The organism is Nocardia sp. NPDC004718 (genome assembly GCF_053601535.1).
This window is the reverse complement of the sequence record NZ_JBSGCA010000008.1, coordinates 42,915-61,264: the sequence shown is the minus strand read 5'-3', so window position 1 is coordinate 61,264 and position 18,350 is coordinate 42,915. Positions and strand designations below refer to the sequence as shown.

17 protein-coding genes are annotated in these 18,350 nt (G+C 70.0%); 13 read left to right on the top strand and 4 right to left on the bottom strand.

Annotated elements, in window-relative coordinates; genetic code table 11:
* Window positions 1–89 precede the first annotated feature (89 nt).
* Both otsB and kstR read right to left on the bottom strand, forming a co-directional pair.
* The gene (gene otsB / locus ACWEH3_RS08595; RefSeq protein ID WP_355076747.1) at window positions 90–2,663 is read right to left on the bottom strand and encodes a trehalose-phosphatase; all 2,574 of its coding nucleotides are present in this window, start codon (window positions 2,661–2,663) and stop codon (window positions 90–92) included.
* Window positions 2,664–2,919: 256 nt separating this feature from the next.
* A complete protein-coding gene (kstR, locus tag ACWEH3_RS08590) occupies window positions 2,920–3,570 on the bottom strand; it encodes a cholesterol catabolism transcriptional regulator KstR (protein WP_039794748.1) in 651 nt (216 codons plus the stop codon).
* 145 nt (window positions 3,571–3,715) lie between these two features.
* Between kstR and ACWEH3_RS08585 the strand changes: the two genes are divergently transcribed.
* The 7 genes from ACWEH3_RS08585 (at window position 3,716) to ACWEH3_RS08555 (ending at window position 11,261) form a co-directional block, all read left to right on the top strand.
* Entirely contained in the window at window positions 3,716–5,869 is a 2,154-nt protein-coding gene (locus tag ACWEH3_RS08585) for an acyl-CoA dehydrogenase family protein (protein ID WP_450019789.1), read from the top strand.
* 25 nt (window positions 5,870–5,894) lie between these two features.
* On the top strand, window positions 5,895–6,959 hold the full coding sequence (locus ACWEH3_RS08580) for an acyl-CoA dehydrogenase family protein (RefSeq protein WP_450019791.1): 1,065 nt from the start codon (window positions 5,895–5,897) through the stop codon (window positions 6,957–6,959).
* Window positions 6,944–8,182, top strand: a complete 1,239-nt coding sequence (locus tag ACWEH3_RS08575) for an acyl-CoA dehydrogenase family protein (RefSeq protein WP_450019793.1) — start codon at window positions 6,944–6,946, stop codon at window positions 8,180–8,182. Before ACWEH3_RS08580 ends, ACWEH3_RS08575 begins: the two co-directional genes overlap by 16 nt.
* 18 nt (window positions 8,183–8,200) lie before the next feature.
* The gene (locus tag ACWEH3_RS08570) at window positions 8,201–9,136 is read left to right on the top strand and encodes a bifunctional MaoC family dehydratase N-terminal/OB-fold nucleic acid binding domain-containing protein (RefSeq protein WP_450019795.1); all 936 of its coding nucleotides are present in this window, start codon (window positions 8,201–8,203) and stop codon (window positions 9,134–9,136) included.
* Window positions 9,133–9,537: a MaoC family dehydratase gene (locus ACWEH3_RS08565; RefSeq protein WP_450019797.1), complete on the top strand. Its 405-nt coding sequence runs from the start codon at window positions 9,133–9,135 to the stop codon at window positions 9,535–9,537. The genes ACWEH3_RS08570 and ACWEH3_RS08565 overlap by 4 nt, the downstream gene beginning before the upstream one ends.
* Window positions 9,530–10,708: a lipid-transfer protein gene (locus ACWEH3_RS08560; RefSeq protein ID WP_450019799.1), complete on the top strand. Its 1,179-nt coding sequence runs from the start codon at window positions 9,530–9,532 to the stop codon at window positions 10,706–10,708. Before ACWEH3_RS08565 ends, ACWEH3_RS08560 begins: the two co-directional genes overlap by 8 nt.
* 94 nt (window positions 10,709–10,802) lie before the next feature.
* A complete protein-coding gene (locus tag ACWEH3_RS08555; RefSeq protein WP_450019801.1) occupies window positions 10,803–11,261 on the top strand; it encodes an NUDIX hydrolase in 459 nt (152 codons plus the stop codon).
* Here ACWEH3_RS08555 and ACWEH3_RS08550 read toward each other — a convergent pair whose 3' ends face one another.
* Complete coding sequence (locus tag ACWEH3_RS08550) at window positions 11,262–11,834, bottom strand: TetR/AcrR family transcriptional regulator (RefSeq protein WP_450019803.1); 573 nt, start codon at window positions 11,832–11,834, stop codon at window positions 11,262–11,264.
* On the opposite strand from ACWEH3_RS08550, the gene zapE reads away from it, so the two are divergent.
* The 6 genes from zapE (at window position 11,833) to ACWEH3_RS08520 (ending at window position 17,247) form a co-directional block, all read left to right on the top strand.
* On the top strand, window positions 11,833–12,909 hold the full coding sequence (gene zapE / locus ACWEH3_RS08545; protein ID WP_450019805.1) for a cell division protein ZapE: 1,077 nt from the start codon (window positions 11,833–11,835) through the stop codon (window positions 12,907–12,909). The two genes, ACWEH3_RS08550 and zapE, sit on opposite strands and share 2 nt — an antisense overlap.
* A 179-nt stretch (window positions 12,910–13,088) precedes the next feature.
* Window positions 13,089–14,003 carry a DUF4129 domain-containing protein gene (locus ACWEH3_RS08540; protein ID WP_450019807.1) on the top strand — a complete coding sequence of 305 codons (915 nt, stop codon included), beginning with the start codon at window positions 13,089–13,091 and terminating at the stop codon, window positions 14,001–14,003.
* 34 nt (window positions 14,004–14,037) lie between these two features.
* Window positions 14,038–14,526, top strand: coding sequence for a hypothetical protein (locus ACWEH3_RS08535; protein ID WP_450019901.1), 489 nt, complete (start codon window positions 14,038–14,040; stop codon window positions 14,524–14,526).
* Between the two features lie 29 nt (window positions 14,527–14,555).
* Window positions 14,556–15,518 (top strand): AAA family ATPase, encoded by a 963-nt coding sequence (locus ACWEH3_RS08530; RefSeq protein WP_450019809.1) that lies wholly within the window; start codon window positions 14,556–14,558, stop codon window positions 15,516–15,518.
* Window positions 15,515–16,789 (top strand): DUF58 domain-containing protein, encoded by a 1,275-nt coding sequence (locus ACWEH3_RS08525; RefSeq protein WP_450019811.1) that lies wholly within the window; start codon window positions 15,515–15,517, stop codon window positions 16,787–16,789. Before ACWEH3_RS08530 ends, ACWEH3_RS08525 begins: the two co-directional genes overlap by 4 nt.
* Window positions 16,786–17,247 (top strand): hypothetical protein, encoded by a 462-nt coding sequence (locus ACWEH3_RS08520; RefSeq protein ID WP_450019813.1) that lies wholly within the window; start codon window positions 16,786–16,788, stop codon window positions 17,245–17,247. Before ACWEH3_RS08525 ends, ACWEH3_RS08520 begins: the two co-directional genes overlap by 4 nt.
* A gap of 156 nt (window positions 17,248–17,403) precedes the next feature.
* Here the strand turns inward: ACWEH3_RS08520 and ACWEH3_RS08515 are convergent, their stop codons facing one another.
* On the bottom strand, window positions 17,404–18,270 hold the full coding sequence (locus ACWEH3_RS08515) for a MaoC/PaaZ C-terminal domain-containing protein (RefSeq protein WP_450019815.1): 867 nt from the start codon (window positions 18,268–18,270) through the stop codon (window positions 17,404–17,406).
* Window positions 18,271–18,350 lie beyond the last annotated feature (80 nt).

The following is an 18,350-nucleotide window of genomic DNA, read 5'->3' as shown; positions in this document are numbered from 1 at the left end:
CAAGCGTTCGGATGCGCCGCCCATCTGGGAGCCGAATGCGAAGGGCCCGTGAACGATTCCTCGTTCGCGGGCCCTCGGCTCCTGCGTGGTCAGACCAGCGCGGCCTCCACCGGCTGCCCCAGCAGCTGCGCGCAGCGCAACAGGCCCAGATGGCTGTACGCCTGCGGATGGTTGCCGAGCGACCGTTCGGCCACCGGGTCGTATTCCTCGCTGAGCAGCCCGGTCGGGCCCGCCACGTCGACCAGCTGGGCGAACAGCGCCTCGGCGTCGGAGCGCTTGCCGATCAGCAGGTACGCCTCGACCAGCCAGGCCGCGCACAGGTGGAATCCGCCCTCGCCGCCGGGCAGGCCGTCGTCGTGGTGGTAGCGGTATACCGTCGAGCCGCTGCGCAGCTCGGCCTCGGTCGCCACGACCGTCGCCGCGAAGCGCGGGTCGGACGGGTCGATCAGGCCGCTCAGCCCGATGTGCAGCGTCGCCGCGTCCAGGTCGGTGCCGTCGTACGCCGCGGTGTAGGACTGCACCTCGTCGTTCCAGCCCTTGGCCTTCACCTCGTCGGCGATGGTGTCGCGCAGCACCGGCCAGGCCGGGTCGGCCTCGCGATCGAACTTCTGCGCCAGGGTGAGCGCCCGGTCGACGGTCAGCCAGCCCATCACCTTCGAGTACACGTGGTGGCGGGGGTTGCCGCGGATCTCCCAGATGCCGTGGTCGGGCTCTTGCCAGCGCCGCTGCACCGCCGAGACCATGGCGCACACCAGCTCCCAGTCGGCGTCCGGAAGCACGTTCGCCGGATCGGTGACGCCGCGCAGCTCCCTGGCGTGCGCCAGGGTGGCGATGAGGTCCACGATCGGACCGAAGACGTCCAGCTGCACCTGCATGTTGGCCGCGTTGCCGACGCGCACCGGGCGGGAGCCGGCGTAGCCGGGTAGCTGGTCGATCGAGGCCTCCGGCGGCAGCGTCTCGCCGTACAGCGTGTACAGCGGGTGCAGCCGCTCGGGGCCGGGCAAGGTCTCCAGCACGCGGTGCACCCAGCCCAGGTAGTCCTCCGCCTCGGCGAGCGAGCCGAGCGAGACCAGCGACTGCGCGGTCAGCGCGGCGTCGCGCAGCCAGCAGTAGCGGTAGTCCCAGTTGCGCACGCCGCCGATGTCCTCGGGCAGCGAGGTGGTGGCGGCCGCGAGGATCGAGCCGGACGGCGCGTGCACCAGGCCGCGCAGGGTCAGCGCGGAGCGCTTCATCAGGTCGGGCTTGAGCGGCGGCAGGGTGAGCGTCCCGGCCCAATCCGACCAGTACCGCTGCGCCTCCCGTCGCCGCTCCGCCTCACTGGCCGGGGCGGGATCGAGATCGGCGGTGCCGCAGCGCAGTTCGAGCACGACCGGCCCCTTGGACGGATCCACGACGGCCCGTGCCGACTCGTGGGTACCGTCCGAGACGATCTCCCACCGCACGCCGGGTGAACGCAGCACGATCGGGTCGTTGGTGCCGTACACCCGCAGCCCGCCCTCCTGCGCCTCGAGGTTCACCGGCACCTGGCCGAACTCCGGACGGGGAGCGAAGGTGACCACGGCCTTCGCGTCGCCGGTGATCACCCGGGTGAGGTCGGTGCGGGTCGGGGCTACGTCGTGCGGCAGGTAGTCCGTGACTTGCAGTTTGGCCCAACGGGTTTCGACGGTCATCGTGCCGTCGACGTAACGCTGCGACAGCGGCAGGCCCGGCCGCTCCGGCTCGATGGTGAAGTGGCCGCCCTGCGGGCCGCCGAGCAGGTGGGCGAACACCGCGGCCGAATCGGGCTCCGGGTGGCAGAACCAGGTCACCGTGGCGTCCGGGGTGAGCAGCGCGACCGAGCGCGGGCTGGCCAGCATGGTCAGCCGCTCGATGCGCGGCGCGCTCGCGCCAGCCAGCCAGGTCCGGCGCTCCTCCAGCAGGTAGGCCAGCGCGCACGCCACGGCCTCGGTGCTGTCCACCCGGAACTTGGCCAGGCTCTCGCCGTCGCCGACCTTGATGCCGACGTCCGGGCCGGACAGCACGCGGAACGCCTTCTCGTCGGTGACGTCGTCACCGAAGAACACCGCGGCCGAGGCCCCCGCCTGATGCCGAACGGTGTCCAGTGCGGTGCCCTTGTCGGTCTGCACCACGGCCAGCTCGATGACCGCCTTGCCCTCGGTGACCTGCACGCCGAACCAGCACGCCGGACCGAGCCGGACCTGCGACAGCGCGCGATGACCGATCTCCGGGCTGGCGTTGCGCACATGCAGCGCGACACTGGCCGGTTTGATCTCGACGGTGACGCCGGGGTTGTCCGCGGCGACCTGATTCAGGGCCGTCTGCACCTCTTGGAGCAGATGCTTGGCGTCGTTATCGATCGCGTGCACGAAGCCAACGTCGAATTCCGAGCCGTGGCTGCCGATCAGTTGCACCTCGACCGGAAGGCGGGACAGCGCCGCGAGATCTCGCAGCGCGCGGCCGGAGATCACGGCGGCAGTGGTCCCGGTCAGGCCGGCGAGGGCTCGTAACGCGCTCACCGATTCCCGATGGGGAAAGGCTTTGGTCGGGTCGGACACGATGGGCGCGAGTGTCCCGTCGTAGTCCGATGCGACCAGCAGCCGTGGCACGCGCGCGACCGTCGACAGTGCACGGCGAAGTTCCAGTGGCAGATCCTGTGCGCTCACGCATCCAACCTAGTGATCGGAGGAGTTTTTTCAGGGGGCGGGCAAAACAATACTGTGTTGAATTTGCCGCACAGAAACGCGCCGGTTCGCGTGCGCACGATAACGCACACCTGAACCGGTGTCCGGTAGATCTGCCCAGCTAACGGCAACGGAATCCGAGCGGGTGAGCTTCGTCGCAGCACAACGAGCTATTCGTGCTTCGTGGGGTGACCGGGCGCTGATTCGCTCGCTGTGTGCTGAGAGATCCCGCTAGAGCTTACTGGTTGCGTTCGCCCAGCAGGAGGTCGACAGTCAGTTCCAATCGTTCGGTGACGTCGGTGGCCGAGGCGCGCCGGGTCAGCCAGGCGACCAGATTCGACAGCCACACGTCGCTGATCACCCGCGCGATGGCCAGCTGGCGTTCGGTGGGCTCGCCGTCGTTCATCGCGCGGGCGAAGACCCGGTCCATCACCTTGCCGACCCGGTCCACCTCGGCGGCGGCCGAGGCGTCGGCGAACATGAACGCCCTGGTCATGGCCTCGGTGAGCAGCGGGTCGCGCTGCATCATCCGGGTGATCTGGGTGAGCAGCAGGTGCATGCGCTCCTGTGGGGACTGCCCGGCAAGCGGCTTGCGTTTGCCCTCGATCTGCTCGAACTCGCGCGACAGCGCCGAGACCAGCAGGTGCACCTTCGACGGGAAGTAGCGATACAGCGTGCCGACCGCGACATCGGCGCGCTCGGCCACCGCGCGCATCTGCACCGCGTCGTAGCCGCCCTTGGACGCGAGCGCCAAGGTCGCGTCCAGGATCCGCTTGCGCCGCTCGCGCTGCGCCGCCGAGCTCAGCTCGTCCTCGCTGAGCGTGGTGACCGTGGCGGCGGGCCGTCCCGCGCTCGGGTCGGCTGGCTGCGATCGGGACGGACTGGCCATTGATGAAAGTCCTTTCCGGAAACGTCGTTTCGTCGGCTGCGTGCGCGGTGTGGCCGCGGCGGCGATGGTCTCTTGACTTCCGCCCGGCTAGGATATTAGAACATGTTCTAGGTGTGGGAGTCACGCCGGAAAGGCGGTATGGAGTGTGACCATCGCCACCACTGACGAGCATAAAGCCGTTCAGGAGTCGATGCGCGGATGGGCCGCTTCGGTCCGTCCGATTGCAACAATGCGGGCCGGCGCGGCCGACTTCTGGCGCGCCTACTGGCCCGCGCTGACCGAGATCGGGATCTTCCGGGTCGCGGTGGCCGAGGACGCGGGAGGTGCGGGCGGGTCGGTCTCCGATCTGGCCGTGCTGGTGGAACAGGCGGCGCACGATCTCGTCGGCGGCCCGGTACTCGCGACGGCTCTGGCCAATCTGATCACCGCCGGACAGCTCGACGAGGACCTGCCGTGCGGTGTGGCGCTCGACTTCGTCGTCGGTTCGACGGTGAGCGTACCCGTCGCAAGCGACGGCGTGTTGCTCACGGGTACCTGGGATTCCGTCGTCGGCGCCGCCCCCGGCACCGCCGTGCTGCTGCCGATCGACCAACCGCAAGGGCAGCGGTGGTGCCTGGTCGCGCCCGACGCCGACGGCCTGCGGGTGGAAGCGCTCGCGCCGCTGGATCCGAGCACGCCGCTGGCGCGGGTGCACTGCGCCGACCTGCGCGTGCCCGCCGAACGCGTATTCGTCGCGCCGCACGCGGCAGGGGACCTGCTCGTCGCGCTGGTCACCGCCGAACTGTCCGGCCTCGCGGGCTGGTGCCTGGAGACCGCGGTCGAGTACGCGAAGGTGCGCGAGCAGTTCGGCCGCAAGATCGGTTCGTTCCAAGCGGTCAAGCACATCTGCGCCTGGATGCTGTGCCGCACCGAACTCATCCGCGCCGCGGCGGCGGACGTCGCGGCGGCCGTGGACGACGGCGGAGCCGAACTGCCGATCGCGGCCGCCATCGCGGCCGCCATCGCCCTGGACGCCGCGGTGGAGACCGCCAAGGACTGTATTCAGGTGCTCGGTGGCATCGGCTTCACCTGGGAGCACGACGCGCACCTGTATCTGCGGCGGGCCACGGCCCTGCGCCAACTGCTCGGCGGTTCGGCGCGCTGGCGGGCGCGGGTCACCGAACTGACCCGCCGGGGCCTGCGGCGCACCACCGGGGCCGATCGGGTCTTCGCCGAGGAAGGCGTGGCCGCTGTGGACGGCGACAGCGCGCACGAACTCGCCGCCGAGGTCGCGCGGATCGCGGCGCTGCCCGCCGACCGGCAGCGTGCCGCGCTGGTGGACGCGGGCCTGGTCATGCCGCACTGGCCGCGGCCATACGGACGCGCCGCGGACCCGATGACCGGCCTGGTGATCTCCGAGGAGCTGCGCCGTGCCGGACTCACCGCGCCGGACCTGGCCATCGGCGGCTGGGCGATCCCCACGCTGTTGCAGCACGGGACGCCGGAACAGATCGAGCGCTTCGCCTGGCCGACCTTGCGCGGCGAAGTGGTCTGGTGCCAGCTGTTCAGCGAACCAGAGGCCGGTTCCGACCTGGCGGCGTTGCGCACCACCGCGAAAAAGGCCGACGGCGGCTGGGTGCTGCGCGGGCAAAAGGTGTGGACATCGCTGGGTGACAAGGCGAACTGGGCGATCTGCCTGGCGCGCACCGATCCCGACGCGCCCAAGCACCGCGGCATCACGTACTTCTTGGTCGATATGCACAGCGCCGGGCTCGAGGTGCGCCCGCTGGTGCAGATCACCGGAGAGGCGCGTTTCAGCGAGGTCTTCCTCGACGATGTGTTCGTGCCGGACGATTGCGTGGTCGGCGCGCTGAACAACGGATGGAAGATCGCCCGCTCCACGCTGTCGACGGAGCGAGTCGCCATGGGCGGCAACGGCATCGGTCCTGTACTCGAAGAGCTGATCGCGAAATCGCCCGCCACCGGCCCCGGTGCGGAGCTGGTGAACGACCGGCTCGGTGGATTCGTGGCCGAGGCGATCGCGGGCCTGCTGCTCGAGCAACGCGCCGCGGTGAAGATGCTCGCGGGCGGGGACCCCGGCGCGCAGAGCAGCGTGCGCAAGCTGGTCGGCGTGCGCCATCGCCAAGCGGTCGCGGAATTCGCCGCGGAGGCGGCGGGCCCGCTCGGCGCGCAGGACTCCGAGGTGACCAAGGAGTTCCTGCTCACGCGTTGCCTGTCGATCGCGGGCGGCACCGAGCAGATCCTGCTCACCGTGGCCGCGGAGCGGATTCTGGGGCTGCCTCGTGACGCGGACAGCTAGCCCTACAGCCGATCGGGAGACGAGCGTGGACTTCACCAGGGACGAGGGCCAGGACGCGGTGGCCGAGGTCGTCGTGAGCTTGCTGGAGCGCGAACCGGCGCGTGACATGCGATTGTGGCCGAAGCTGGCCGACTCCGGCCTGCTCGTCGTCGCGTTGCCGGAACGGTTCGGCGGCGATGGGATGGGGCTGCTCGAGGTGTCGGCGCTGCTCACCGAACTGGCTACCGACGCGGTGGCGGTGCCCGCGCTGTCGACGCTGGGGTTGGGCGTGCTGCCGCTGGTGGCCTGCGCGCCGGAGCGCGTGCAGTCGCTCGTGCTGCCAGGGGTCGCCGAGGGCGCGGTGCTCACGGCGGCGTTGAGCGAACCGGGGGCGCCGTTCATCCTCGAGCCGGAGACCACCGCCGTCGTCAGCGGCGACACGGTGCGCATCACCGGGCACAAGGTGGCGGTGCCGTACGCGGAGGAGGCGAGCTGGCTGCTGGTGCCGACCAACGCCGGTATCGCCGTGGTGGACGCGCAGGCCGTCGGCCTGACCCGCACGCCGACGCCGGTCTCCGGCGGCATTCCCGAGTACACGGTCCGGCTGGACCAGGTGGAGATTCCGGCCGACCAGCTGTGGCCGGTCGGTCTCGCCGATCTGCACCGGCTGGCGCTCGCCTCGATCGGATCGGTGGCCGACGGATTGCTCAAAGGTGCGATCACGCTCACCGCCGAGCATCTGCGCACCCGGCATCAGTTCGGCAGGCCGCTGGCCGAGTTCCAGGCGGTGGCCCAGCAGATCGCGGACCTGTACGTCGTCTCGCGGACCCTGCACGTGGCCGCGGTATCGGCGAACTGGGCGCTGGCGCAGCCCGACGCGAGCCGGGAGCATCGCGAGCGCACCGACGACGACCTGGAGATCCTCGCCTACACCGTCGCCGCGGAACTGCCCGCGGCCATGCAGAAGTGCCATCACCTGCACGGCGGCCTCGGCGTGGACGTGACCCACCCGATGCATCGCTACTACTCACAAGCCAAGGACATCGCTCGCTGGCTCGGCGGCGCGTCGTTCCGGCTCGACCGATTGGGGGCGAGATGTTCATCGACCTGACCACCGAGCAACGCGCGCTGCGCGACGAATTACGTGCCTACTTCGCCGATCTCGTGACTCCCGAGGAGGAGGCCGAGATGGCGGTGAACCGGCACGGTGACGCCTATCGCGCCGTGGTGCGCCGGATGGGCCGCGACGGCTGGCTCGGCGTCGGCTGGCCCAAGGAATACGGCGGCCAGGGCTTCGGGCCGGTCGAGCAGCAGATTTTCTTCAACGAGGCGGTCCGGGCCGACGTCCCGCTCCCGCTGGTGACGCTGCTGACCGTCGGACCGACTTTGCAGCAGTTCGGCACCGAGGAGCAGAAGCGGCGGTTCCTGCCCGGAATCCTCTCCGGCGACGTCCATTTCGCGATCGGCTACTCCGAGCCGGACGCGGGCACCGACCTCGCCTCGCTGCGCACCTCGGCGGTGCGTGACGAGTCCGGGGACTGGATCGTCAACGGGCAGAAGATCTTCACCACGGGCGCGCACGAGGCCGACTTCATCTGGCTGGCCTGCCGCACCGGCTCGACCGAGTCGCGCCACCGCGGCATCACGATCCTGATCGTGGACACCACCGACCCCGGCTACTCGTGGACGCCGATCATCACCTGCGACGGCGCTCACCACACCAACGCGACCTATTTCGACAATGTGCGCGTCCCGGCGAACATGCTGGTCGGTGCGGAGAACCGGGGCTGGAAGCTGATCACGACGCAGCTCAACCACGAGCGGGTGAGCCTGGGGCCGTCCGGCAAGATCGAGCAACTCTACGACCGGGTGCGCGACTGGGCGCAACCGCGCGGCGTGCTCGCCGAACTCGACGTGCGCAGGGCGCTGGGCCGCATCCACGCCATGGTCCGGTTGAACGAACTGCTGAACTGGCAGGTCGCCGCGGCGTCTGATGGGCGGCGGTCGCAGGGCCCTGCGTGGTCACGCTCCGCTACCGCCTCCGGGCCCGGCGCTCCCGCCGCCGGCGGCGACGGCGACCAGGCGCAAGTGATCGCCGACGCGTCCGCGACCAAGGTCTACTCCACCGAATCGCTCCAGGAGGCGGGCAGGCTCGCCGAGGAGATCGTCGGCCGCTACGGCGACCCGGCCGACCCGGCCACCGGCGAGCTGCTGACCTGGCTGGACCGCAGGACCAAGCAGAACCTCGTGGTCACCTTCGGCGGTGGCGTCAACGAGGTGATGCGCGAACTGGTCGCCTCGTCCGGTCTGCGGTTGCCGCGAGTACCCCGATAACGAGACAAGGAGCAGCGCGTGCCGGAAACCACTACTCCGGAAGCGATCGTCGCCGCAGCCGAAGCCATCAAGGCGGCGGGTGCGAGCGCGCCCCGTTTCGGGCGCGATCCGGTGAACCAGCCGATGATCAACAACTGGGTCGAGGCGCTCGGCGACGCCAATCCGATCTATGTCGACGAGGAGGCGGCGCGCGCGGCGGGACATCCCGGCATCGTCGCGCCGCCCGCCATGGCCCAGGTGTGGACCATGTTCGGGCTCAACGGTTCTCGTCCCGCCGACGACCCGATGGGGTCGGCCACGGAACTGCTCGACGCCGCGGGCTACACCTCCGTGGTCGCCACGGATTGTCAGCAGACCTACCACCGCTACCTCGCTGTCGGCGAACAGGTCTCGGTCACCAGCACGCTGTCGGACATCCGCGGCCCGAAGCGCACCGCGCTGGGTGAGGGATGGTTCGTCACCTTCCAGACCACCTGGCGGGTCGGCGATGAGGTGGTCGCCGAGATGCTGTTCCGGCTGCTGAAATTCGCTCCCGGCACCGCCGCGCCGAAAGCCGCGGAGGGCGCGCGGGTCAAGCCGCTGGTCTCCTGGGACACCGAATTCTTCTGGGAAGGAACGAAAGCGGGCGAGCTGCGCATCCAGCGGCTGCCGGACGGCTCGCTGCGGCATCCGCCCATTCCGGCCATCTGGCAGGACAAGGCGAAACCGACCGATTACGTGGTCGCCTCCGGGCGCGGCACCGTGTTCAGTTACGTCGTGCACCACGCGCCGAAGGTGCCGGGGCGGCAGTTGCCGTTCGTGGTGGCGCTGGTCGAATTGGAGGAAGGCGTGCGCATGCTCGGTGAACTGCGCGGCATCGACCCGGCCGAGGTGCGGATCGGTCTGCCGGTCGAGGTGGGGTTCGACAGGCTCGACGACGACGCGACACTGCCGGTCTGGCAGGTGGTCTCGTGAGCGCCGCCGTGCGCGTGGGCACGGTCCTGCCCGAGCTGGTGATCGACGCCGACCCCACGTTCGTGATCAGCACCGCCCTGGCCACCAGGGACTTCCAGGACGTGCACCACGACAGGGACAAGGCCGTCGCCCGCGGCTCGAAGGACATCTTCGTCAACATCCTCACCGACACCGGCTTGGTGCAGCGTTTCGTCACCGACTGGGCGGGCCCGCGCGCCGTCGTCAAGTCGATCGCGCTGCGCCTCGGCGTACCGCTGTACGCCGGGGACACGCTGACGCTGACCGGCACGGTGACCGCGCTGGAGGGCGACGACATACACATCGACGTGGTCGGCAAGGACAGCCTCGGCGACCACATCACGGCTACGGCCGTCATCGCGTTGCGGAGGGCCGATGTCTGAGCAGAAGATTTCCGGCCGCGCGGCCATCGTCGGCATCGGCGCCACGGATTTCTCCAAGGACTCCGGACGCAGCGAACTGCGCCTTGCCGCCGAGGCGGTCACCGCCGCACTGGCCGACGCGGGCCTGACGCCCGCCGACGTGGACGGCCTGACGACGTTCACCATGGACACCAACACCCAGGCCGCCGTGGCCAGGGCGGTCGGCATTCCGCAGCTGAAGTTCTTCAGCCACATCGGATACGGCGGCGGCGCGGCCTGCGCCACCATTCAGCAGGCCGCCATGGCGGTGGCCACCGGCGTCGCGGACGTCGTGGTGGCCTACCGGGCGTTCAACGAACGGTCGGTGTCGCGGTTCGGGCAGTTCTCCACGGCGCTGGCCAGCGCGCCCACCTCGTCGGGCATCGACGCGGGCTGGTCCTATCCGCAAGGGCTGGGCACCCCGGCCGCGCAGGTCGCGATGGTCGCCCGGCGCTACATGCACGTCTACGGGGCCACCAGCGAGGACTTCGGCCGCGTGGCCGTCGCCGACCGCAAGCATGCCGCGGTGAACCCCGCGGCCTTCTTCTACGGCAAGCCGATCACGCTGGCGGATCATCAGAATTCCCGCTGGATCGCCGAGCCGCTGCACCTGCTGGACTGCTGCCAGGAGTCCGACGGCGGCGTCGCGATCGTGGTCACCAGCGTCGAGCGGGCTCGCGACCTGCCGCAGCGGCCCGCCGTCATCGCCGCGGCCGCCCAGGGTTCCGGCGCCGATCAGTACGTGATGACCAGCTACTACCGCGACGCCATGACCGGCCTGCCGGAGATGGGCCTGGTCGGAGCGCAGCTGTGGGCGCAGAGCGGGTTGCGTCCGGAGGACATGCAGGCCGCCATCCTGTACGACCACTTCACCCCGTTCGTCCTCATGCAACTGGAGGAGCTCGGGTTCTGCGGCCGGGGCGAGGCGAAGGAGTTCATCGCCGACGGCGCCATCGAGGTCGGCGGACGCCTGCCCCTCAACACGCACGGCGGCCAGCTCGGCGAGGCGTACATCCACGGCATGAACGGCATCGCCGAGGCGGTGCGCCAGATTCGCGGCGTCTCGGTCAACCCGGTCTCCGACCTGACCAACATCCTGGTCACCGCGGGCACCGGCGTGCCGACCTCCGGCCTCGTACTCAGCGCGGATTGATCAGGTCGGCCGCGCCTGCTCGCGTCAGCACTCCGGCACCCGTCATGGTGGGTCCGGAGTGCTGACGGGTGTGCGAACAGTCGCCGGTGCGGGGGTGGCGCGTAGCTTGGGGCAAGTGGTGGCCAGGCATTTGGTGGATGTGCATGTGTTGCTGCTGCGCGGCGCGGAATTGTTGCTGAGCAGGCGGCGCAGCGCGGACGAATTCGACGGGTTGTGGCACCTGCCCGCCGGAAAGCTCGAGGTGGGGGAGTCGGTGCTCGCCGCGGTGGTCCGCGAAGCGCACGAGGAGGTCGGCGTGGTGATCGACCCGGCGGATCTGCGGCACGTCCATTCCGCGCATGTCGTCGATTCCGAACGGGAAGCCCGGGTCGGGTTGTTCTTCCAGACGCGCCGCTGGTCGGGCGAGCCGGTCAACCGCGAGCCGGACAAGTCCTACGAGCTGCGGTGGTTCCCGCTCGCGAACCTTCCGGAAACCCTCATTCCGTATCCTGCCGCCGGTATCCACGGTTACCTCACCGGCGTGACCTACAGCCAGCGGGGCTGGCCGAGCTGATCACACACGCAAGTGCGCGGCGAGAACGCGGGCGAGCTGCCGGACGCTCTCCGGTGTGTCCGGGCGCAGGGCGGTGCGATTGCCCGCGAAGCGGTCGAAGACTACTCCCTCGATGACGGCGACGAAATCCTCGGCCCTGGTATCCGGATCGGGCGCGCCCATGGCGCGGAACAGGTCGCGGGCGCGGTCGATGGAGAACAGGCTGTGCACCAGCCGGGGATGCAGGTCGGGATCGTCCAGCAGATCGATCAGCAGAGCGTGCCGTGCGATCAGGTGAGCGCGCCGTTGCGCGAGTAGCCGGTCCAGCCAGGCCGCGATGGCTTCCGCGACCGGTTGCCGGTCGGCGGTGGGCGTCAACGCGGCAGCGGCGAAGTCGTCGCGGGAGCGGGTGGTGATCCGCTCCACGATGGCCTCGATGAGGGCGCGCTTGGTGCGGAAGTAGTAGGAAGCCGAACCGGCGGGCAGGCCCAGCGCCGTGTCCAGCGCGCGGTGGGTGAGCGCGCGCAGGCCGCGTGCCGCGATCACTTCGATGGCCGTGTCGACGAGGAGCGCACGCCGGTCGCCTGTGGACATGATCACCCTTCCTGGCCGCCGCGCGACCTCGTCCTCTACAAATGTAGAGGACTTTGGAGGTGCCGTGGAACTACGGTGGGATGCCGAGCAGGCGCGGGCGGCGGCGCGGTTGCGCGAGTTGGTCGATCGGCGCGGCAGGCCGAGCCGACGGCGCCGTGGCGTCTACCTCCACGGCAGGCCCGGGCGCGGCAAGACCATGCTCATGGACCGGTTCTTTGCCGAGGTGGCATCGGAACGCAAGCGGCGCTACCACTTTCACCAGTTCTTCGCGAGCCTGCACGCCGCGGCACACGTGTCCGGCTCGATCGATGCCGCGGTGGACGCGCTGCTCGGCGACGCCCTGCTGGTCTGCTTCGACGAATTCCACGTGCACGACATCGGCGACGCGATGCTGATCGCCCGGCTGCTCGACGCGCTGTTCGCCCGCCGTATCGCGCTGGTGGTGACGTCGAACTATCCGCCCGCCGAGCTGCTGCCGAATCCGTTGTTCCACGACCGGTTCGTGCCGACGATCGAGCGAATTCTCGCCAACATGGACGTGGTCGCCGTCGACGGCGCGATCGACTATCGCACCATCGAATCCCGAAGCGCCGGTTGCGGATTCACGGCGGGGCGATACGTCGTGGCGCCCCGGCGGCGCATGAGCGTGGATGCGCCGCCGGCTTCGTCCTCCCGCAATAATGATGCGGCACAACAGGAAATCGAATCGATCGTCGAGATATCCCTCGGTGCTCGAAGTTTGCGGGCGATTGCGACGGACGGAGGCGCACTCGTCATCGACTTCGCCGCATTGTGTGGGACCCCAACTTCGGCGACGGATTATGTTGCGCTGGCCCAACGTTTTCCGCGCTGGGAAATCCGGGATGTACCACCGTTGCGTGCAGTTCCGCCCGACTGGGCGATGCGTTTCGTGAACGTCGTCGACGTGCTTTATGACGCCGATCGCGCACTCACCGTCGTCGCGTCTTCCGCGCTCGGCGAGCTGGTGCGGGAGGTGCGGGAAGTGCCGGATATCTCACGTTTGACGAGTCGGCTTTGTGCATTGTCCCAATCCTCGGCCGAAATCGCCCGGTAGTCACCGTCGCGATGGCCGACCCGCCGCCTCCCCGCACAGTTGCGGTTTAGGAGGAGGGACGCCGAAGTATTCCATTCCATCCCGAGCGGACCGCCCGGCATGTAACTATGTGGCTGTTTTGTGGAGTACTCAGATTTGGTGGTAACGCAGTGGCCAGGGCGCGAGCGCCGATATCGCGCGTGATCGTGCTGATCACGCTGCTGGCTTTTGCCGCCATCGCCTTGCACGGATACATCCCAGGAATCACGGCGAGCGAGTCGCGCAGGCAGGTCCCCTCCGCGTTGTCGGTCGCTCTGATGCCCGTGTTGCTGACCGTGTCCATCGTCATCCTGCTGGCGGGCGTCATCGCGAGCCAGCACCGGTTGCCGCTGGCCATGCCGGAGCCCGAACGCGCGGACGAGCGCAAGCAGTGGCGGCTGGGGCGCGTGGGCCTGGCAGTGCTCGGCGCACTCGCGCTGCTCGGCGTGCTGTTCGCGGCCGTGACGGCGATCTACTTCATCGGCGCGGGCAGGCCGAGCGAACCCGCGCGCCCGGCGACCCCCGCAACCACTACGGGCGCCGCGCCGGAGCAGGGGACCCCGCCGCCCGCCGAACGCGAGCCCAGGTCGGCGGAGTTGACCGGAACGGCGCTGGTGCTGGCCGGAATCGCGGCCGCGGGCCTGGTGACGGTGGCGATGAGCGGTTTGGTCGCGGTCGCGGTGTCGTCCCGGCGCAAGCCCGTCCCGGCGCAGGCGCCCGTGGTCGCGCCGACCCCCACCGTGACCGACTCGCTGGCCCGCGCGGCCGAGATGGGCTTGGCCGCGATGAACGCCCCGGGCCAGGACCCGCGCACCGCGATCATCGCCTGCTACGTCGCGATGGAGCGCGGCCTCGCCTCCGACCGCGCCGCCGCTCCGCTCGCCTCGGACACCCCGATGGAAGTGCTGGCCCGCGCGTTCGAACGCGGCGCGCTGCACGACGCGTCCGCCCGCGAACTGGTCGCCCTGTTCGAGGAGGCCAGGTTCAGCCCGCACGCCATGCTCGAATGGCAGCGCATGCGAGCCGAGCAGCTGCTGCGCATCGTGCTCGCCGATCTGCAAGGGGACCCCGCGTGACCGGCCGGGTGAGAAAGGACATCGCGTGAATCGGATGGGGGTGGTGATCACCGGGGTGATCGTCATCGCGGTGACCGAGCTGGTCGCCGTCGAGCGCGCCCGCGGGCTGCTGCTGATCGTCGCGGGCATCCCGGTCGCGGTGGCGCTGGGCTGGCTGATCTGGTCGCTGCTCGAGCGCGCCGAGGCCGGCGACGCCGACGAGTTCGACGACATGGAGAACGGCCCGGCCGAGATGCTGCAGCGCTGGCACGCCAGGGCGGAGATGCTCGCCGACCGGGCGGACGGCAGTCGTGCCGATTGGGACCGGCACCTGCGTCCTCTGCTGGCCAAGGAGTTCGAGCTGTCCAGCGGCCAGCGGGTGGCGAAGAACCGCAGAGCGGTCGAGGCGGCGGGTGTCCACCAGTTCGGGCCGGAACTGTGGCGCTGGGTGGACCCGGCCAATTCGGCCCTTCGTGATCAAGCCGGCAGGGCACCGGGACGTGCGGCGCTGGACGAGATCCTGAGCCGCCTGCAGAGAATGTGAAATGGGTTGAGGCAAGTGCGGGTACACACATGACCATGCCGATGGACGTGACCATCCAGCGCAGCGAGGCCGTGCTCCGGGAGTTGTCCCGGGTCGTGGTCGGCAAGCAGGACGAGTTGCAGTTGATCATGATCGCGGTGCTGTCCGGTGGGCATGTGCTGATCGAGGACTTACCCGGCCTCGGCAAGACGCTCATCGCGAGATCCTTCGCGGCCGCGCTCGGGTTGCAGTTCACCCGGGTGCAGTTCACCCCGGACCTGCTGCCCGCGGATCTGCTCGGTTCGACGATCTACGACATGTCCTCGGGCCGGTTCACCTTCCGTCGCGGGCCGGTGTTCACCAACGTGCTGCTGGCCGACGAGGTGAACCGCACACCGCCGAAGACACAGGCCGCGCTGCTGGAGGCGATGGCGGAGGGACAGGTCAGCATCGACGGCGAGACGTTCCTGCTGCCGCAACCGTTCATCGTGCTGGCCACCGACAACCCGATCGAGTACGAGGGCACCTACCCGCTGCCGGAAGCGCAGCTCGACCGCTTCGCCATCCAGCTGCGGCTGGGCTACCTGTCCGAGCACGACGAGACGCAGATGATCCGCCGCAGGCTGGAGCGCGGGGCGCAGGTGCAGCAGGTCAACCAGGTCGTCGACGCCAACGGTTTGCTGGAGATGCGGCAATCCGTCGAGTACGTGACCGTGCACCCCGACGTGGTGAGCTATGTCGTCGCGCTGGCGTCGGCGACCCGAGGGCACCCTCAGGTCGAGGTCGGCGCCAGCCCTCGCGCGGAACTGGACCTGGTGCAGATGTCCCGTGCGCGGGCTCTGCTGCTCGGCCGCGACTACGTCATTCCCGAAGACGTCAAGGCGCTGGCGGTCCCGGCCATGGCGCACCGGATCACGCTGCGGCCGGAGATGTGGGTGCGCCGCATCCGCGGCGAGGACGTGATCACCGAACTGCTGCGCCGTCTGCCGGTACCGCGCGCCACCGTGACATGAGGCACCGCGACGCCAGCTCCGCGGTCGACGCCGAATTGCGGTGGCGACCCGCACCGCTGGTCTTCATGCTCGCGGGGTGCGCCGCCGCGGCCCTGGTGCTCGCGGTGGTCCTCGGCCGGTGGCAACTGCTCGTGTTCGCCGCGCCGCTGCTCGGCGTGCTGGCCACCGCGCCATGGCAGCAGTCCTCGACCAGGATCCAGGTCGACGGCGGCGGCACGCTGCGCTGTTTCGAGACCGAGGAAGTGACCCTGACCGTCGCCGCCTTCGTGGAGAAAGGGCACGCGCTGCTGCGCCTGAAGCCGGAGAGTTCGGCCGGCCTGGAGGTCCAGGTCGAGGAGGCCAGCGATTCCGGAATCGCGCCCGCCGGGTTGCGGCTCGCGCTCTCGGCGGCCAGGTGGGGACGCTACCCGATGTCGGTGCGGGTCTCGGCGCTGAGCCCCGCCGGGCTCGCCGTCGCCACCGCGGTGCTGCCCGCGGGGCAGCTGTTCGTGTACCCGATCACCGATCCGCAGCGAATGCGGCTGCCGCGCACCGAACTTCCCGAGCGGCTCGGCACCCACCTGACCCGCAGGCACGGTCCCGGCGTCGAGTACGCGGACATCCGCGCCTACGCCCCCGGCGACCAGTTGCGCATCGTGAACTGGCCGGTGAGCGCGCGGCGCGGGCGGCTGTACGTCACCGAGCGGCTGACCAATCGTTCGGCGGACGTCGTTGTGCTGGTGGACACTTCGCAGCAAGCACCGGGACCGGCCACCGATTCGCTGGAGCTGTCGGTGCGCGGCGCGGCGCAGGTGGTGCAGTCGACCTTGCAGGCGGGCGACCGGACCGCGGTGGTCTGCTTGGGACAGGCGCCGCGCTGGCTGCGGCCGGACATCGGGCGGCGCCAGTTCTACCGCATCGTGGACACCGTGCTCGACGTGGGCGACGAGCACATCCCGACCACCGGCACCCTCGCGCCGCACTCCGCCGTGCCGCTCGGCGCGATCGTGGTGGCCTTCTCCACCCTGCTGGACACCCAGTTCGCGCTCGCGCTGATCGATCTCCGCAAGCGCGGGCACGTGGTGGTCGTGGTGGACGTCCTGCGCGGCACGCCGTTCCGGGAGGACCTCGACCCGATCCTGGCCAAGATGTGGCAGCTCGAGCGCGCGGCGATGTACCGGGACATGGGCACCGTCGGCGTCGACATCGTCGCGTGGCCGGAAGACGCGCGCCTGGACCAGATCATGCGGGTGCTGCCGGAGCACCGCAGGACCGTACGGGTGCGCCGATGACCAGATTCCTCGCCGTTCTCTCCGGGGTGCTGCTGGTGGCGTCGGTGGCGCTGCTGGAGCCGTGGATCGGCATTCCCGCCCTGGTCTTCGTCGCGCTGGGCTGGTGGCTGCGGCCGCTGGCGGTCTGCGCGGTGCTCCTCGCGCTCGCCGTGCTGGCCATCGCCGACGCGGGTGTGCTCGCCTCCGCGGCGACGGGATTGGTGGCCACGACCTATCTGCTCAACGCCGCGACCGTGACCGCGCCGCACGGAGTGGTGCCCACCACGATCCCGTCGGTGACCGGGGCGGTCGGCTTCGCGGCGGTCGCGGTCGTCGCCGCCCTCGTCCCGCTGCGCCTGGCATGGGCGCCGCTGGCCGCGCCGGTGCTCGTGCTGCTGTTGTACGCGCTGGTGATCCAGGGCGCCGCGGCCCGGCGCGGGCGCGGCGATCGCGAACTTCCGGCGTCGGGTGCAGTCTGACGCGCCGACACACCGCAGCCCGCGAGCGCGCCCGCAGGCCGGGACGCCGACCGACCCGCCACCCGAAGGACCCACCGAGGAGTCTCACGCTGTCTGCAGAACTCCTCATGAGTTCGACTTCGCCGACAAAGTGAGGTGCCCCCACGCGTGGAGGTCTCAGGCGGGCCGGAATCGCAGCTCGACGTCGCCGAGGACCGCTGCCTCGTCGCGTTCGACCACGGTGGCGGCGATGGTGAGCTCGTCGTCTTGGCGCCAGATTCGGGTGCGGATCGTCTCGCCCGGGTAGAGCACCCCGGCGAACCGGGCGCGGAAACCGATGACGCGGCTCGCGTCGGAGTCGAGCACGATATCGGTCGCGGTCTTGCACACGATGCCGTAGGTGCACAACCCGTGCAGGATGGGCGCGGGAAACCCGGCGGCGCGGGCGAATTCGGGGTCGGAGTGCAGCGGGTTGCGGTCGCCGGACATCCGGTAGAGCAGCGCCTGCTGCGGCAGCGTCGGCGTGGTGACGTCGAAATCCGGGGCGCGATCGGGCAGTTCGCTCTTGGTGCTCGGTCCGCGCTCGCCGCCGAAGCCGCCCTCGCCTTTGGCGAAGATCGAAGAGCGCTCGGTCCACAGCGGCGCTCCGTCGGAGCCGGTGACGGTGTGCTCCTGCACGATGACCGCGGCCGAGCCCTTGTCCCAGATCTCGGCGATCCGGCTGACCTTGGTCGCCTTGCCCGCGGCCGGGATCGGCCGGTGCACCTCGACCTCCTGATGACCGTGCACCACCTTCGCCAGATCGATCTCCACGCCGGGGAAGCTCACCCTGGGCGGCTCGGTCTCGTGCACGGTGGCCGCGACGGTGGCGAAGGTCGGCAGCACCTGGGGTTCCCGATCGTCGAGATAGCGCAACTCGGCAGGCTCGGTCCAGCGCGTGCCCGCGCCGAGGCCCAGTTGATAGAGCTGCACGTCCGACGGGGTCCAGGCGAACTCCCGGCTCGGGAGCTCCGCGCCGAGCGCGATCTTCGGGTCGATGGGCATCAGTTCTCCTTGTGCATGAATGTGGATCGATCCGGATCTACCGCGCCGCGCCCGCGGCCGCGCCGGAAATAGCTGCGCCT

Bases quoted from the DNA above. Each gene is read 5' to 3' on its own strand.
- kstR (WP_039794748.1), bottom strand. From the start codon at position 3,570: ATGGCCAGTCCGTCCCGATCGCAGCCAGCCGACCCGAGCGCGGGACGG.
- ACWEH3_RS08575 (WP_450019793.1), top strand. From the start codon at position 6,944: ATGTTCATCGACCTGACCACCGAGCAACGCGCGCTGCGCGACGAATTA.
- ACWEH3_RS08560 (WP_450019799.1), top strand. From the start codon at position 9,530: ATGTCTGAGCAGAAGATTTCCGGCCGCGCGGCCATCGTCGGCATCGGC.
- zapE (WP_450019805.1), top strand. From the start codon at position 11,833: ATGATCACCCTTCCTGGCCGCCGCGCGACCTCGTCCTCTACAAATGTA.
- ACWEH3_RS08550 (WP_450019803.1), bottom strand. From the start codon at position 11,834: ATGTCCACAGGCGACCGGCGTGCGCTCCTCGTCGACACGGCCATCGAA.
- ACWEH3_RS08535 (WP_450019901.1), top strand. From the start codon at position 14,038: ATGGGGGTGGTGATCACCGGGGTGATCGTCATCGCGGTGACCGAGCTG.
- ACWEH3_RS08530 (WP_450019809.1), top strand. From the start codon at position 14,556: ATGACCATGCCGATGGACGTGACCATCCAGCGCAGCGAGGCCGTGCTC.
- ACWEH3_RS08525 (WP_450019811.1), top strand. From the start codon at position 15,515: ATGAGGCACCGCGACGCCAGCTCCGCGGTCGACGCCGAATTGCGGTGG.
- ACWEH3_RS08520 (WP_450019813.1), top strand. From the start codon at position 16,786: ATGACCAGATTCCTCGCCGTTCTCTCCGGGGTGCTGCTGGTGGCGTCG.
- ACWEH3_RS08515 (WP_450019815.1), bottom strand. From the start codon at position 18,270: ATGCCCATCGACCCGAAGATCGCGCTCGGCGCGGAGCTCCCGAGCCGG.